Raw genomic sequence first — 14,071 nt, 5'->3', positions numbered from 1 at the left:
CTATGAGTCTGAATTTCCTTGATTTTGAACAGCCGATTGCAGAGCTGGAAGCGAAAATCGATTCTCTGACTGCGGTGAGCCGTCAGGATGAGAAACTGGATATTAACATCGATGAAGAAGTCCATCGTCTGCGCGAAAAAAGCGTAGAGCTGACGCGCAAAATCTTCGCCGATCTTGGCGCATGGCAGGTGGCCCAACTGGCACGCCATCCACAGCGTCCATATACCCTGGATTATGTCCGCCTGGCGTTTGATGAATTTGACGAACTGGCGGGCGATCGCGCTTATGCAGACGATAAAGCTATCGTTGGTGGCATCGCACGTCTGGAAGGTCGTCCGGTGATGATCATTGGTCATCAGAAAGGCCGTGAGACCAAAGAAAAAATCCGTCGTAACTTTGGTATGCCAGCGCCGGAAGGTTATCGTAAAGCGCTGCGTCTGATGGAAATGGCCGAGCGTTTTAACATGCCGATCATTACCTTCATCGACACCCCTGGTGCCTACCCTGGCGTTGGTGCGGAAGAGCGCGGTCAGTCCGAAGCCATTGCCCGCAACCTGCGTGAAATGTCACGTCTGAGCGTCCCGGTTGTCTGCACCGTTATCGGTGAAGGTGGTTCCGGCGGCGCACTGGCGATTGGTGTGGGTGATAAGGTTAACATGCTGCAGTACAGCACGTATTCCGTTATCTCTCCGGAAGGTTGCGCCTCTATCCTCTGGAAGAGTGCAGACAAAGCGCCGCTGGCCGCAGAAGCAATGGGCATCATCGCCCCGCGTCTGAAAGAGCTGAAGCTGATTGATTCTATCATTCCAGAACCGCTGGGCGGCGCGCATCGCAACCCGGAAACAATGGCGGCTTCTTTGAAAGCGCAATTGTTGTCTGATTTGGCCGATCTCGATGTGTTGAGCAAAGAAGATTTGAAAAACCGTCGTTATCAGCGTCTGATGAGCTACGGCTACGCGTAATTCGCTACTTTTCTGAAAAGGGCCACTTTTTGTGGCCCTTTTTTTTACCTGCGGTTTGACCAGGCTATGATGAGATAAGGATTTTCCAGGAGGAACGCATGAATATCATTGCCATAATGGGACCGCACGGGGTTTTTTATAAAGACGAGCCCATCAAGGAACTTGAACACTCCCTGCAATCACAGGGATTCCAGATTATCTGGCCACAAAATAGCGTTGACCTGCTCAAATTTATCGAACACAACCCACGGATCTGCGGCGTGATTTTTGACTGGGATGAGTACAGTCTCGAACTGTGTAGCGATATAAATCAACTGAACGAATATCTTCCCCTTTACGCGTTTATTAATACGCACTCAACCATGGATGTCAGTGCGCAGGATATGCGTATGGCGCTGTGGTTTTTTGAGTACGCGCTCGGTCAGTCCGATGATATTGCAACGCGCATTCGTCAGTACACTAACGAATATCTGGAAAACATCACGCCACCGTTTACCAGGGCGCTGTTTACGTATGTGAAAGAGGGGAAGTACACCTTTTGTACGCCAGGCCATATGGCGGGGACGGCATATCAAAAGAGTCCTGTAGGTTGCCTGTTCTATGATTTTTTCGGTGGCAATACGCTGAAAGCCGACGTCTCTATCTCTGTTACTGAATTAGGCTCTTTGCTGGACCATACGGGTCCGCATCTGGAAGCCGAAGAATATATTGCCCGCACATTTGGGGCTGAACAGAGTTACATGGTGACGAACGGAACCTCGACGTCGAATAAAATTGTCGGGATGTATGCGGCTCCGGCAGGCAGTACGTTGCTTATCGATCGTAACTGCCATAAATCCCTCGCCCACTTGCTGATGATGAGCGACGTGGTCCCGATTTGGTTGAAACCCACGCGAAATGCGCTCGGCATCCTCGGTGGGATCCCCCGGCGCGAGTTTTCTCGCACGAACATTGAACGCAAAGTGGCAGAAACGGCACGGGCGCAGTGGCCGGTGCATGCGGTCATTACCAACTCGACCTACGACGGCCTGCTCTATAACACGAACTGGATCAAGCAAACGCTGGAGGTGCCTTCGATTCATTTTGACTCTGCCTGGGTGCCGTACACCCATTTTCATCCGATCTATCAGGGGAAAAGCGGAATGAGCGGCGAGCGGGTGGCAGGGAAAGTGATTTTCGAAACGCAATCTACGCACAAAATGTTGGCGGCATTATCCCAGGCATCCCTCATCCATATTAAAGGTGAGTACGATGAGGACACCTTCAACGAAGCGTTTATGATGCACACTTCAACCTCACCCAGCTATCCCATTGTGGCATCAATTGAAACAGCGGCGGCAATGCTGCGCGGCAACCCTGGCAAGCGATTAATTAATCGCTCGGTGGAACGAGCGCTCCATTTCCGTAAAGAGGTACAGCGGCTGCGGGAGGAGTCGGACAGCTGGTTCTTTGATATCTGGCAGCCGGAAGAGGTTGATGACGCGCAGTGCTGGCCTGTCGCGCCAGGGGAATCGTGGCATGGATTTTCCGATGCCGATAGCGATCACATGTTCCTCGACCCGGTCAAAGTCACGATTCTGACGCCGGGGATGGACGAGCAGGGCGTTATGAGCGAGGAAGGGATACCTGCGGCGCTGGTGGCGAAATTTCTCGATGAACGTGGTGTGGTCGTTGAGAAAACAGGGCCGTATAACCTGCTGTTCCTCTTTAGCATCGGTATTGATAAAACGCGGGCGATGGGATTGTTGCGTGGTCTGACGGAGTTCAAACGATCCTACGATCTTAATCTTCGCGTTAAAAATATGCTGCCGGATCTGTACGCGGAAGATCCCGATTTTTATCGAAATATGCGGATTCAGGATCTGGCTCAAGGGATCCATAAACTGATCCGTCAGCACGATCTTTCTGGCCTGATGTTGCGGGCGTTCGATACATTGCCTGAAATGAAAATGACGCCTCACGAAGCCTGGCAGAGGCAGATCAAAGGTGAAGTCGAAACCATCGCAATTGATCAACTGGTGGGGCGTATTTCGGCCAATATGGTATTGCCTTATCCACCCGGAGTACCGCTGCTGATGCCGGGTGAAATGATCACCGAAGAGAGTCGGGCAGTGCTCGATTTTCTGTTAATGCTGTGTTCTATTGGCCACCATTATCCCGGGTTTGAAACGGATATTCATGGTGCGAAGCAGGATGACGATGGGGTATACCGTGTGAGAGTCCTAAAAACGGTCTAACCGCTTGCTTTCGCCAGCGTTTGACGGGTAACGTGCTGATAACATGTCTAAAGGAGACGTTATGCTGGGATTAAAACAGGTTCACCATATTGCGATCATCGCGACAAACTACGCCGCCAGTAAGGCATTTTATTGCGATGTGCTGGGCTTTACGCTGATGAGCGAAGCGTACAGAGAGGAACGTGACTCCTGGAAAGGTGACCTGGCGTTAAACGGGCAGTATGTCATTGAGCTGTTTTCGTTTCCCTTCCCGCCAGCGCGCCCCAGTCGGCCAGAAGCCTGTGGCTTGCGTCATCTTGCCTTTAGCGTGGATGATGTGGAAAAGGCCATTGCGCATCTGGAAGAAAACGGCGTGAAATGCGAGCCAGTGCGTATTGATCCGTTTACCCACAAACGTTTCACCTTTTTTAATGATCCTGACGGGTTGCCGCTTGAGTTGTACGAGCAGTAAGACTTGTCATTATGGCTTCTGCCCGGTAACGTGCCGGGCAACGCCACAGTAAATAAGCATCATGACGACACTCACCCTGAACACTTCACTCCTGACCAGCCGCCAGATTCTGGTGGCTTTTAGCGGTGGTCTGGATTCCACCGTGCTCCTGCATCAACTGGTGCTGTGGCGACAACAGACCCCAGACCTCACTCTGCGCGCGATTCATGTTCATCATGGACTCAGTCCCCATGCCGACAGTTGGGTGGCACACTGTGAAGCGATTTGTCAGCAATGGCAGGTGCCGCTGGTGGTCGAGCGCGTCCAGCTTCAGGATGAGGGGCTGGGGATTGAGGCGCAGGCCCGCCGCGCGCGATATAACGCTTTTGCCCGGACATTACAGCCTGGTGAAGTACTGGTAACCGCCCAACACCTCGACGACCAGTGCGAAACTTTTCTGCTGGCGCTTAAGCGCGGCAGCGGCCCGGCAGGTCTTTCGTCGATGGGGGAACGTTCGTCGTTTGCAGGTTCATCTCTTCTTCGCCCGCTGTTGATGGAAACGCGTGGCTCGCTTGAACAGTGGGCGCAAGCATACGAGCTACGCTGGATTGAAGATGAAAGTAATCAGGATGATACCTACGATCGTAATTTTTTACGGCTGCGTATTATCCCGCTCCTGCAACAGCGCTGGCCGCACTTCGCCGGAGCGACAGCCCGTAGCGCGGCGTTGTGCGCAGAGCAGGAGAGCCTGCTGGATGAATTGTTAGCTGATGAGGTAGCAGACTGCATCACGCCACAAGGCTCGCTTCAGCTGGAGCCGCTCATGGCGATGAGCGATGCCCGGCGTGCGGCAATATTACGTCGTTGGCTGGCGGCGCAGAATGCGCCGATGCCATCGCGTGACGGGCTGGAGCGCATCTGGCAGGAAGTGGCGCTGGCGCGCGAGGATGCGTCCCCGTGTTTGCGTTTTGGCGAGTATGAAATCCGCCGTTATCAGTCGCAACTGTGGTGGATTAAATCCATTACCGGGCAAAGCGATACGGTTCTGCGCTGGTTGTCCTGGCAAACGCCGCTGGAATTGCCCGCCGGACTTGGAACAGTACACCTGGTGACTGGTGGTGAACTACGAACTCCACGTGCCGACGAGCCTGTCAGTATCCGTTTTAAAGCATCTGGATTACTGCACATTGTGGGACGTAACGGTGGACGCAAGTTGAAGAAAATCTGGCAGGAGCTGGGCGTCCCTTCCTGGAGACGGGATACAACGCCGATGCTGTTTTACGGCGAAACGCTGATTGCGGCTGCTGGAGTATTTGTGACGCCTGAGGGGCTTGCAGAGGATGAATCGGGTGTGAAATTGGTGTGGGATAAGAGTATCTGAAATGCCGGATGACGCTGCGCTTAACAGGCCTACATATCGCATGGAGAGTAGGCCGGATAAGGTGCTTGCACCGCCATCCGGCAACACATATTCAGGATTCGCTGACCACCACGGTTCCAATTTGTGGGTGGCTGAAGCTGGAAATTTTGTCGAGACGTAGCTCACGCGTTTCGCCTGAGACGTCTGCAATCAGGTATTCCACATTTTTACGAGAGACCAGATCGTTGGCTTTTGCCTGCATAACTTCGCCATCTTTCAGCGTCAGCGTCAGTATTAAATGATGCTGGCAGGCGAGCTCGAGATTGTCGTAGTCATCGCAATTGATGGGTTGATATGTTTCATTCATTGACATAATCGCTCACCAGTAAGTTCGCGGCAGCATAGGCCGCCTTTTCCCTGACCGACTCTGAAATGGCGCTGTCTTCCGCCACTTCATTAAGCACTTTCAATACGCAACCCAGCGCATCCGGGATATACCCTAAGTCTCCGCTGGCGATTTCCGCGTACCGCTTGCGTATTAACTCACAATATTGTTCCACATGCCCTCCTGTCAGCATTCTGACTTAACCGTGGATGCAAGTCTAAGCCTACGAAGATAAACTCTGTTTAGCAAGGTGACTATACCATACTCATTCAAGCAATATCAGCGTCTTGATAGAGGAGACATCAGGCATCCGTTAACAGCCTTTTGGCGCCAATTTCGTTACAATGTGCGCCTGATTCGAAAGGAGCTCTCTCATGGCGCTTAAAGCGACAATTTATAAAGCTGTTGTCAATGTGGCGGATCTGGATCGCAACCAGTTTCTTGATGCGACATTAACGCTGGCGCGTCACCCCTCTGAAACGCAGGAGCGCATGATGTTGCGCTTGTTGGCGTGGATTAAATATGCCGACGAACGGCTACAGTTTACGCGCGGGCTGAGTGCTGAAGATGAGCCTGAGGCGTGGCTGCGTAACGATCACCTCGGTGTTGATCTGTGGATTGAGCTTGGACTCCCCGATGAGCGCCGTGTTAAGAAAGCTTGTACTCAGGCCGCCCAGGTCGCATTGTTTGCCTACAACAGCCGCGCGGCACAAATCTGGTGGCAACAAAATCAGAGTAAATGCGCGCAGTTCTCTAATTTGTCCGTGTGGTATTTGGATGATGAGCAACTGGCGCAGCTGAGTGATTTTGCCGGTCGTACCATGACATTGCAGGCGACCATACAAGATGGCGCTATCTGGCTGTCGGATGCTCAGAATAATCTGGAAATTCATCTGGCTGCGTGGCAACAGGCTTCATGATCGTTATCTCCCGAAATGTCTCTATTCCTGACAATGAGCTGGAGATTACGGCGATTCGCGCTCAGGGAGCGGGTGGGCAGCATGTCAATAAGACGTCGACGGCTATCCATTTGCGTTTTGACATTCGGGCCTCCGGGCTGCCAGAGTATTATAAGGAACGTCTGTTAAGCGCCAGTCACCACCTGATTAGTCAGGAGGGTGTCATTATTATCAAGGCGCAGGAATACCGCAGCCAGGAGCTAAACCGGGAAGCCGCAATTGCCCGGTTAGTGGCAGTTATAAAAGAATTAACCGCAGTACAGAAAAGCCGTCTGGCGACGCGACCCGGGCGCGCCGCAAAGGAGCGTCGGTTATCGTCGAAGGCGCAGAAGTCTTCAGTGAAGGCGCTACGCGGTAAAGTTCGCCATTCTCAGGATTGACGGGCGAGATTGAAAATTTTTATAAGGAATTCATGGTGAAAACAGCGATTTTGTCCGTCGTGGCAGCCTGTACACTCTTTTCATTAATGGGGTGTAATAATCGTCACGACGTGGAGGCGTTACAGCCCGCGCAGGCGGCAGAATTAAAACCAATGCAGCAAAGCTGGCGCGGTGTATTGCCCTGTGCGGATTGCGAAGGTATTGAAACGTCTCTGTTTCTCGATAAAGACGGAACATGGGTGATGAACGAACGCTATCAGGGCGTACGCAAAGAGCCTTCGTCATTCGCTTCATACGGCACATGGGCGCGTACTGCGGATAAACTGGTGCTGACGGACAGTAAAGGCGAGAAGTCTTACTATCGCGCGAAAGGCGATGCCCTGGAGATGCTCGATCGTGAAGGTAATCCAATTGAGTCGCAGTTCAACTACACACTAGAGTCTGTATCTGCCAGCCTGCCGGTAACGCCAATGCCAATGCGCGGCATGTATTTCTATATGGCGGATGCGGCGACCTTTACTGATTGTGCAACCGGAAAACGTATGCCGGTAGCGAACAATGCCCAACTGGAACGAGACTATTTGTCGGCGCGTGGAGAAACGGGCAAACCTGTTCTGCTGACCGTTGAAGGTCACTTTACGCTGGAAGCCAATCCGGATACGGGCGAGAAGGTAAAAACACTGATGGCGGATAAAACGATGAAATTTATTCCGGGTCAGGATTGCGCCAGTAAATAACGCGCGGATCTTTGCGAAGAACGATATAAAAAAACCCCGCACTTGCGGGGTTTTTCATGACTTAACCTTTAATGGCTTTCACCAGATAGTTAAGAATATCACCGGTTTTGATCAGCTGCTTCTCGCCGTTACGACGATATTTATATTCGATATCGTCATTGTCGAGGTTACGGTCGCCCAGCACGATGGTGTGCGGAATACCAATCAGCTCCATGTCGGCGAACATCACGCCCGGACGCTCTTTACGGTCATCCATCAGCACTTCGATACCTTGCGCACGCAGCTCTGCATACAGCTTCTCGGCCAGCTCCTGCACGCGGTAGGATTTGTGCATGTTCATCGGCAGAATCGCAACCTGGAACGGGGCGATGGCGTCAGGCCATACGATGCCGCGCTCGTCGTAGTTCTGCTCAATGGCCGCCGCCACAACGCGAGTAACCCCGATACCGTAGCAACCCATGGTCAGGATCTGGTTACGACCATCTTCGCCCTGTACGGCCGCTTTCATTGCTTCAGAGTACTTAGTACCCAACTGGAAGATGTGACCGACTTCGATACCGCGCTTAATCAGCAGCGTACCTTTACCGTCCGGGCTTGGATCGCCAGCAACCACGTTACGGATGTCCGCAACTTCCGGGGTTGCCACGTCGCGATCCCAGTTGATACCGAAGTAGTGTTTACCGTCGATGTTCGCGCCCGCGCCGAAGTCGCTCATCGCCGCTACGGTACGGTCAATAACCATCGGAATCGGCATGTTCACCGGACCGAGAGAACCCGGGCCTGCTTTCACTACGGCGCGAATTTCTTCTTCGGTCGCGAAGGTCAGCGGGCTGGCAACCTGCGGCAGTTTTTCTGCTTTTACTTCGTTCAGTTCGTGATCGCCACGAACCAGCAGCGCAACCAGCGGGTAAGCGCTTCCTTCCACTGCTTTCACCAGCAGGGTTTTCACGGTTTTCTCGATCGGCAAATTGAACTGTTCAACCAGCTCGGCGATGGTTTTCGCGTTCGGCGTATCAACCAGCGTCATCTCCTGAGTTGCTGCAGCACGTGGTTCTTTCGGCGCGACGGCTTCAGCAAATTCGATGTTTGCTGCGTAGTCAGAAGAGTCAGAGAAGATCACATCATCTTCACCACTCTGCGCCAGCACCTGGAATTCGTGGGATGCGCTACCGCCGATAGAACCGGTGTCAGCCTGCACAGCACGGAAATCCAGCCCCATACGGCTGAAGATTTTGCTGTAAGCCGCGTACATGGCGTCGTAGGTTTCCTGCAGGGATTCCTGAGAAGTATGGAAAGAGTAAGCATCTTTCATCAGGAATTCGCGGGAACGCATTACACCGAAACGCGGGCGAACTTCGTCGCGGAATTTGGTCTGGATCTGGTAGAAGTTCAGCGGCAACTGCTTGTAAGAGCTGAGTTCGTTACGAATCAGGTCGGTGATCACTTCTTCGTGAGTCGGGCCGAGTACGAACGGACGATCGCCACGGTCTGCAATACGCAGCAGTTCCGGGCCATACTGTTCCCAACGACCACTCTCTTGCCACAGTTCAGATGGCTGAACGACCGGCATTAACACCTCGATGGCACCGGCGTTGTTCATCTCTTCACGCACGATATTTTCGACTTTTTTCAGGACGCGCACGCCGGTCGGCAGCCAGGTGTATAACCCGGAGGCCAGCTTGCGGATCATCCCGGCGCGCAGCATCAGCTGGTGGCTGATAACCTCGGCGTCGGCAGGTGTCTCCTTCAGAGTGGAGAGCAGGTATTGGCTAGTACGCATGTTGTTACGGTTCCAGTTGGACGATCGAACAGGCTCAACGCGAGCCTGACACAAAAAAAGTGATTTAGTTTACCAGCGAGAAAGGGATGTCAAAAGAGAAGGCCGCGAAATTACCGTGGTTCCAGCGCAAAGACTTCAAAACCCTCTTCAGTGACGCGCCAGCGCACGTTGAATTCGTGTAGCCACACGGCGTAGGTTTTACCTGTCTCTTCACCCTTACGATAGGCAGGGCGAGGGTCCTGCGACAGCACTTCACGAATAAACGTTTTCAATTGTGGATAACGTTTTTCGTGCGACAGAAGTTGCTGCTCAATCTCGGTCGTAAAGCTGACTTCCATTTCGGCTATTGGCGCATGTTGCGCATAGCTGGCCGTGGCATCCGGCAGCGCCTCAGCAAACGGCAGGTAGGGCTTAATATCGATGACTGGCGTCCCGTCCACCAGATCCAGACTGCCTAATTTCAGAATGACGTTGTCTTTCTGGCAATGAATTTCTTTTAGCTCGACCAGCGACATCCCGATGGGATTCGGACGAAAAGTGGAACGCGTGGCGAAAACGCCCATTCTGGCGTTGCCGCCCAGACGAGGTGGCCGCACCGTAGGGCGCCATCCACCTTCCATTGTCTGATGAAAGACAAAAATCACCCACAAATGACTAAACGCTTCCAGGCCGCGAACAGAATCGGCCTGGTTATAGGGTGCGAGCAAATGCAGTTCGCCGCTGGCGCTTTTCACCAGACCCGGCTGGCGCGGAACAGCGAACTTTTCTTTGTAAGGAGAGCGGATAACGCCTATTTGCTCGAACTGAAAATGGCTCATTTAGACGAAATGTTCAGGGCCGAACCAATACAAACCGCCTGACGGTAGCAGCCTGGTGTACCGCTGGTGACTTCGCAGCTGTGCTGCAGTACCGCATTAGCTTTCATTTTAGATGCGTTAATCTGCATGCGTTTGCGCGCGGTTGGAATGCTCGGAGGGGAGTCCTGATTCGATGCCTGGCAGGATTCTCCGCTGACTTCGCCAAGATCGCGGAACGGTTTACCCACTAAATCTTCAGCGTTGGTAATAATTCTGACCGGTGTCGCGCGCGGTGCTTTTGGTTTTTGCGGCTCCGCTTTAGGCGGGGTTGCGGTGCTTTGAACGGGTTCAACAGGGGATCTGCTTAACATAGAACAGCCGCTCAGCATGAGTGCTACTAAACAGATCGGTAAAGCACGCATAATATTTCCTCAATGAATGATCTAATCGTCAGATATTGAATCAGTTGCCTGCATAAATGACAAGACGGGCTTTCGCCCGTCCCGAATAATATTACAGATTGTGCAAACAGCCTAAAAATTACCAGCCTTTAACCGCGCCGCCATTGAAGACTTTATTTGCGGCTTCGTAGACTTCGTCAGACTGGTAAGCCTGAACGAATTTCTTCACGTTTTCAGCATCTTTGTTATCTTCGCGGGTGACGACCAGGTTAACGTATGGGGAGTCCTTGTCTTCAACAAAGATACCGTCTTTTGCCGGGGTCAGGTTAATCTGGCTTGCGTAGGTCGTATTGATCACTGCCAGTGCAATCTGTGCATCGTCCAGAGAACGCGGCAGTTGCGGCGCTTCCAGCTCAACCAGTTTCAGGTTTTTCGGGTTTTCGATAACGTCCAGCGCCGTCGGCAACAGGCCAACGCCATCTTTCAGCTTGATCAAGCCCACTTTTTGCAGCAGCAGCAGGGAACGACCAAGGTTAGTCGGGTCATTGGGGATAGCGACCTGTGAACCTTCCTGTAGCTCATCCAGCGATTTGATTTTTTTGGAGTAGCCTGCAATCGGGTAAACGAACGTATTGCCTACTGCCACCAGTTTGTAGCCACGATCTTTGATCTGCTGATCCAGATAAGGTTTGTGCTGGAACGCGTTAGCATCGATATCGCCTTTGCTCAATGCTTCGTTTGGTAGAACGTAATCATTGAACGTGACCAGTTCAACATCCAGACCGTAATTTTCTTTTGCCACTTTCTGGGCAACTTCAGCAACCTGTTGTTCCGCGCCGACAATCACGCCCACTTTGATGTGGTTCGGATCTTTTTCATCCTGGCCGCAACCCACAAGTGCCAGAGAACCGATCAAGGCTCCAACTGCCGCAAAGGTTTTGAATTTGAACGCCATGCTTATTTCCTTAATGAGTTATTTGTGTTGTGTTTACTGTTATTTGTGCGTCACTGCCCGAACGATGCGATCGCCGGATAACTGAATTAAATAAACCAGAACGACGAGTAATACCAGCACCGTATTCATCACGGTCGCATTGTATCCGATGTAACCGTACTGATAGCCAATTTGGCCTAACCCGCCAGCGCCGACGGCACCGCCCATCGCCGAGTAACCGACCAGCGTAATGAGCGTAATGGTCGCTGCGTTCACCAGACCCGGCAATGCTTCTGGCAGGAGCACTTTACGCACGATCTGCAGCGGTGTGGCCCCCATCGCCCGGGATGCTTCGATAAGCCCGGCAGGGATTTCCAGCAGGGCGTTTTCTACCATACGCGCAATAAACGGCGCGGCTCCAACCGTCAGCGGTACAATGGCCGCCTGCAGACCGATTGATGTGCCTACAATCATTCTTGTGAATGGAATCATCCACACTAATAAGATAATGAAAGGAATAGAACGGAAAATATTGACCAACGCCGAAAGCGTACGGTAGAGCTTTGCGTTCTCAATAATTTGCCCTGGACGCGTGACGTACAGCAGCACGCCTACAGGCAGTCCAATGACAAAACCAAAAAAGCCGGACACAAAGGTCATCGCCAGCGTTTCCCAGACGCCACGCGCCAGCAGCCATATCATCGCCTCAGACATAACCCAGAACCTCTACTTTTACATGGTGTTGTTGCAGCCAGGCAATGGCGGCTTGCGTTTCTTCTTGTGTGCCGTGCATTTCCGTCAGCATGATGCCGAACTTCACGCCTCCTGCGTAATCCATCTGCGCGCTAATAATGTTGTTATTCACATTGAAGCGGCGCGCTGTCTCTGAGAGCAGCGGAGCATCAACCGACTGACCGGTAAATTCCATGCGTAGCATTGGGACGCTGTCTGCATGCGGCTCGGGTTTTAATCGTTCCAGATAATCTTCTGGAATATCCAGATGCAGGGTGGATTGAATAAATTTCTGCGCCAGCGGGGTTTTCGGGTGTGAAAACACTTCGCTTACCGTGTCCTGTTCAATCAGCTCGCCGTTACTGATCACTGCAACGCAATCACAGATACGCTTAACCACGTCCATTTCATGCGTAATAAGCAGAATCGTCAGACCGAGACGACGGTTAATGTCTTTTAATAACTCCAGAATGGAGCGCGTCGTCGCCGGATCCAGGGCGCTGGTGGCTTCATCGCACAGCAAGACTTTCGGATTGCTGGCCAGGGCACGGGCAATCGCGACACGTTGCTTTTGACCACCTGAGAGATTGGCTGGGTAGCTGTCATGTTTATCACTGAGTCCAACCAGGTCTAACAGTTCTGACACGCGACGTTTAATCTCGTCTTTAGGCGTGTTGTCCAGTTCTAGCGGCAAAGCGACGTTACCAAATACGGTACGTGAAGATAACAGGTTAAAATGCTGGAAAATCATGCCTATCTGGCGACGGGATTTTGTCAGCTCAGATTCTGACAACGTTGTCAGTTCCTGGTCGCCAACCTGCACGCTGCCTTCGGTTGGACGCTCAAGCAGGTTTACACAGCGAATTAAGGTACTTTTACCCGCACCGGAGGCGCCAATAACGCCATAAATTTGCCCGGCAGGGACATGCAGGCTGACATTATTCAGAGCCTGAATGGTGCGAGTCCCCTGTTGGAACACTTTGGTGATATTCGAAAGTTTAATCATTGATTATTTATTATCGTAATTAAGTTAGCCGTGGCATTTTCGTCTGCCTGATATGGTCGAAGCCGTCAACAAGATGGATGTTAAGGCATCCAGACGTCTAAATCAATCCAGCTTTCGACGATGAGCACTTTCTTGCGTGCGGAAACATGCGATACTAGCGGCATATATCTTATTCAGGAGCAAACCGGTGGCAAAATCAGTACCTGCAATTTTTCTTGACCGCGATGGCACAATCAATGTGGATCATGGTTACGTGCATGAAATAGATGAGTTTGAGTTTATCGATGGCGTAATCGATGCAATGCGTGAACTTAAGAAGATGGGTTATGCGCTTGTGGTTGTCACCAACCAGTCGGGTATTGCACGCGGTAAGTTTACCGAAGCGCAGTTTGAAACGTTGACTGAATGGATGGATTGGTCTCTGGCCGATCGGGATGTTGAACTGGACGGTATCTATTATTGCCCACATCACCCGCAGGGGAGTGTGGAAGAGTTCCGCCATGTCTGCGACTGCCGTAAACCGCATCCCGGCATGTTTATCTCCGCTCGCGATTTCCTGCACATCGATATGGCTGCTTCTTATATGGTCGGCGATAAAGTAGAAGACATGCAGGCAGCGGCTGCAGCCAATGTAGGGACAAAAGTTTTGGTGCGTACAGGTAAACCTGTCACCCCTGAAGCGGAAAATGCAGCAGATTGGGTGATAAATAGCCTTGCAGATCTGCCTCAGGCCATCAAAAAGCAGCAAAAATAGGCATTGTGGTGAAAAGATGAACGGTTGGCATTTTTTTTCTATTTTTGACTTGTCAGCCCGAAATAACTCCCTATAATGCGCCTCCATCGACACGGCGGATGTGAATCACTTCACACAAACAGCCGGTCCGGTTGAAGAGAAAAATTCTGAAAATCAGGGTTGACTCTGAAAGAGGAAAGCGTAATATACGCCACCTCGCGACAGAGCGCTAAAGCGC

Annotated in this window: 16 protein-coding genes; 8 read left to right on the top strand and 8 right to left on the bottom strand. The window is 51.9% G+C overall.

The window, feature by feature from the left end:
* Window positions 1-2: 2 nt before the first annotated feature.
* The 4 genes from accA (at window position 3) to tilS (ending at window position 5,010) form a co-directional block, all read left to right on the top strand.
* Window positions 3-962 carry an acetyl-CoA carboxylase carboxyl transferase subunit alpha gene (accA, locus tag NNO04_RS00080; RefSeq protein WP_271442935.1) on the top strand — a complete coding sequence of 320 codons (960 nt, stop codon included), beginning with the start codon at window positions 3-5 and terminating at the stop codon, window positions 960-962.
* A 98-nt stretch (window positions 963-1,060) separates the two neighbouring features.
* Window positions 1,061-3,199: a lysine decarboxylase LdcC gene (ldcC, locus tag NNO04_RS00075; RefSeq protein WP_271442934.1), complete on the top strand. Its 2,139-nt coding sequence runs from the start codon at window positions 1,061-1,063 to the stop codon at window positions 3,197-3,199.
* A gap of 61 nt (window positions 3,200-3,260) precedes the next feature.
* Window positions 3,261-3,650 (top strand): VOC family protein, encoded by a 390-nt coding sequence (locus NNO04_RS00070; RefSeq protein ID WP_271442933.1) that lies wholly within the window; start codon window positions 3,261-3,263, stop codon window positions 3,648-3,650.
* A 61-nt stretch (window positions 3,651-3,711) separates the two neighbouring features.
* Window positions 3,712-5,010 carry a tRNA lysidine(34) synthetase TilS gene (tilS, locus tag NNO04_RS00065; RefSeq protein ID WP_271442932.1) on the top strand — a complete coding sequence of 433 codons (1,299 nt, stop codon included), beginning with the start codon at window positions 3,712-3,714 and terminating at the stop codon, window positions 5,008-5,010.
* A 91-nt stretch (window positions 5,011-5,101) separates the two neighbouring features.
* Here the strand turns inward: tilS and rof are convergent, their stop codons facing one another.
* Together rof and NNO04_RS00055 are read right to left on the bottom strand one after the other, a co-directional pair.
* Complete coding sequence (rof, locus tag NNO04_RS00060; protein WP_162381175.1) at window positions 5,102-5,362, bottom strand: Rho-binding antiterminator; 261 nt, start codon at window positions 5,360-5,362, stop codon at window positions 5,102-5,104.
* The gene (locus tag NNO04_RS00055; protein WP_271442931.1) at window positions 5,349-5,549 is read right to left on the bottom strand and encodes a YaeP family protein; all 201 of its coding nucleotides are present in this window, start codon (window positions 5,547-5,549) and stop codon (window positions 5,349-5,351) included. Before NNO04_RS00055 ends, rof begins: the two co-directional genes overlap by 14 nt.
* A gap of 199 nt (window positions 5,550-5,748) precedes the next feature.
* Between NNO04_RS00055 and NNO04_RS00050 the strand changes: the two genes are divergently transcribed.
* From NNO04_RS00050 to nlpE, 3 genes are read left to right on the top strand one after another with little or no spacing between them, the layout of a single operon-like run.
* Entirely contained in the window at window positions 5,749-6,294 is a 546-nt protein-coding gene (locus tag NNO04_RS00050; RefSeq protein ID WP_271442930.1) for a YaeQ family protein, read from the top strand.
* Window positions 6,291-6,713 (top strand): alternative ribosome rescue aminoacyl-tRNA hydrolase ArfB, encoded by a 423-nt coding sequence (arfB, locus tag NNO04_RS00045; protein WP_203358853.1) that lies wholly within the window; start codon window positions 6,291-6,293, stop codon window positions 6,711-6,713. Before NNO04_RS00050 ends, arfB begins: the two co-directional genes overlap by 4 nt.
* 32 nt (window positions 6,714-6,745) lie before the next feature.
* Window positions 6,746-7,450, top strand: coding sequence for an envelope stress response activation lipoprotein NlpE (gene nlpE / locus NNO04_RS00040; protein ID WP_271442929.1), 705 nt, complete (start codon window positions 6,746-6,748; stop codon window positions 7,448-7,450).
* A gap of 61 nt (window positions 7,451-7,511) precedes the next feature.
* Here nlpE and proS read toward each other — a convergent pair whose 3' ends face one another.
* The 6 genes from proS to metN all read right to left on the bottom strand — a co-directional run bounded on the left by proS (window position 7,512) and on the right by metN (window position 13,100).
* A complete protein-coding gene (gene proS / locus NNO04_RS00035) occupies window positions 7,512-9,230 on the bottom strand; it encodes a proline--tRNA ligase (RefSeq protein WP_271442928.1) in 1,719 nt (572 codons plus the stop codon).
* 110 nt (window positions 9,231-9,340) lie between these two features.
* Entirely contained in the window at window positions 9,341-10,048 is a 708-nt protein-coding gene (gene tsaA, locus NNO04_RS00030; RefSeq protein ID WP_271442927.1) for a tRNA (N6-threonylcarbamoyladenosine(37)-N6)-methyltransferase TrmO, read from the bottom strand.
* Window positions 10,045-10,449, bottom strand: a complete 405-nt coding sequence (rcsF, locus tag NNO04_RS00025) for an Rcs stress response system protein RcsF (RefSeq protein ID WP_271442926.1) — start codon at window positions 10,447-10,449, stop codon at window positions 10,045-10,047. Before rcsF ends, tsaA begins: the two co-directional genes overlap by 4 nt.
* A gap of 118 nt (window positions 10,450-10,567) precedes the next feature.
* The gene (gene metQ / locus NNO04_RS00020) at window positions 10,568-11,383 is read right to left on the bottom strand and encodes a methionine ABC transporter substrate-binding lipoprotein MetQ (RefSeq protein WP_271442925.1); all 816 of its coding nucleotides are present in this window, start codon (window positions 11,381-11,383) and stop codon (window positions 10,568-10,570) included.
* A gap of 39 nt (window positions 11,384-11,422) precedes the next feature.
* The gene (locus tag NNO04_RS00015) at window positions 11,423-12,076 is read right to left on the bottom strand and encodes a methionine ABC transporter permease MetI (RefSeq protein WP_162381189.1); all 654 of its coding nucleotides are present in this window, start codon (window positions 12,074-12,076) and stop codon (window positions 11,423-11,425) included.
* A complete protein-coding gene (gene metN / locus NNO04_RS00010) occupies window positions 12,069-13,100 on the bottom strand; it encodes a methionine ABC transporter ATP-binding protein MetN (RefSeq protein WP_271442924.1) in 1,032 nt (343 codons plus the stop codon). Before metN ends, NNO04_RS00015 begins: the two co-directional genes overlap by 8 nt.
* 187 nt (window positions 13,101-13,287) lie before the next feature.
* Here metN and gmhB point away from each other — a divergent pair, with 187 nt between their 5' ends.
* Window positions 13,288-13,854, top strand: coding sequence for a D-glycero-beta-D-manno-heptose 1,7-bisphosphate 7-phosphatase (gmhB, locus tag NNO04_RS00005; RefSeq protein WP_271442923.1), 567 nt, complete (start codon window positions 13,288-13,290; stop codon window positions 13,852-13,854).
* Window positions 13,855-14,071: the final 217 nt, after the last annotated feature.

Source organism: Citrobacter sp. Awk 4 (assembly GCF_028069725.1).
Classification (GTDB): Bacteria; Pseudomonadota; Gammaproteobacteria; order Enterobacterales; family Enterobacteriaceae; genus Citrobacter_D.
Note: the sequence above shows the minus strand (reverse complement) of the source record. Positions and strands in the feature narration are given on the sequence as shown.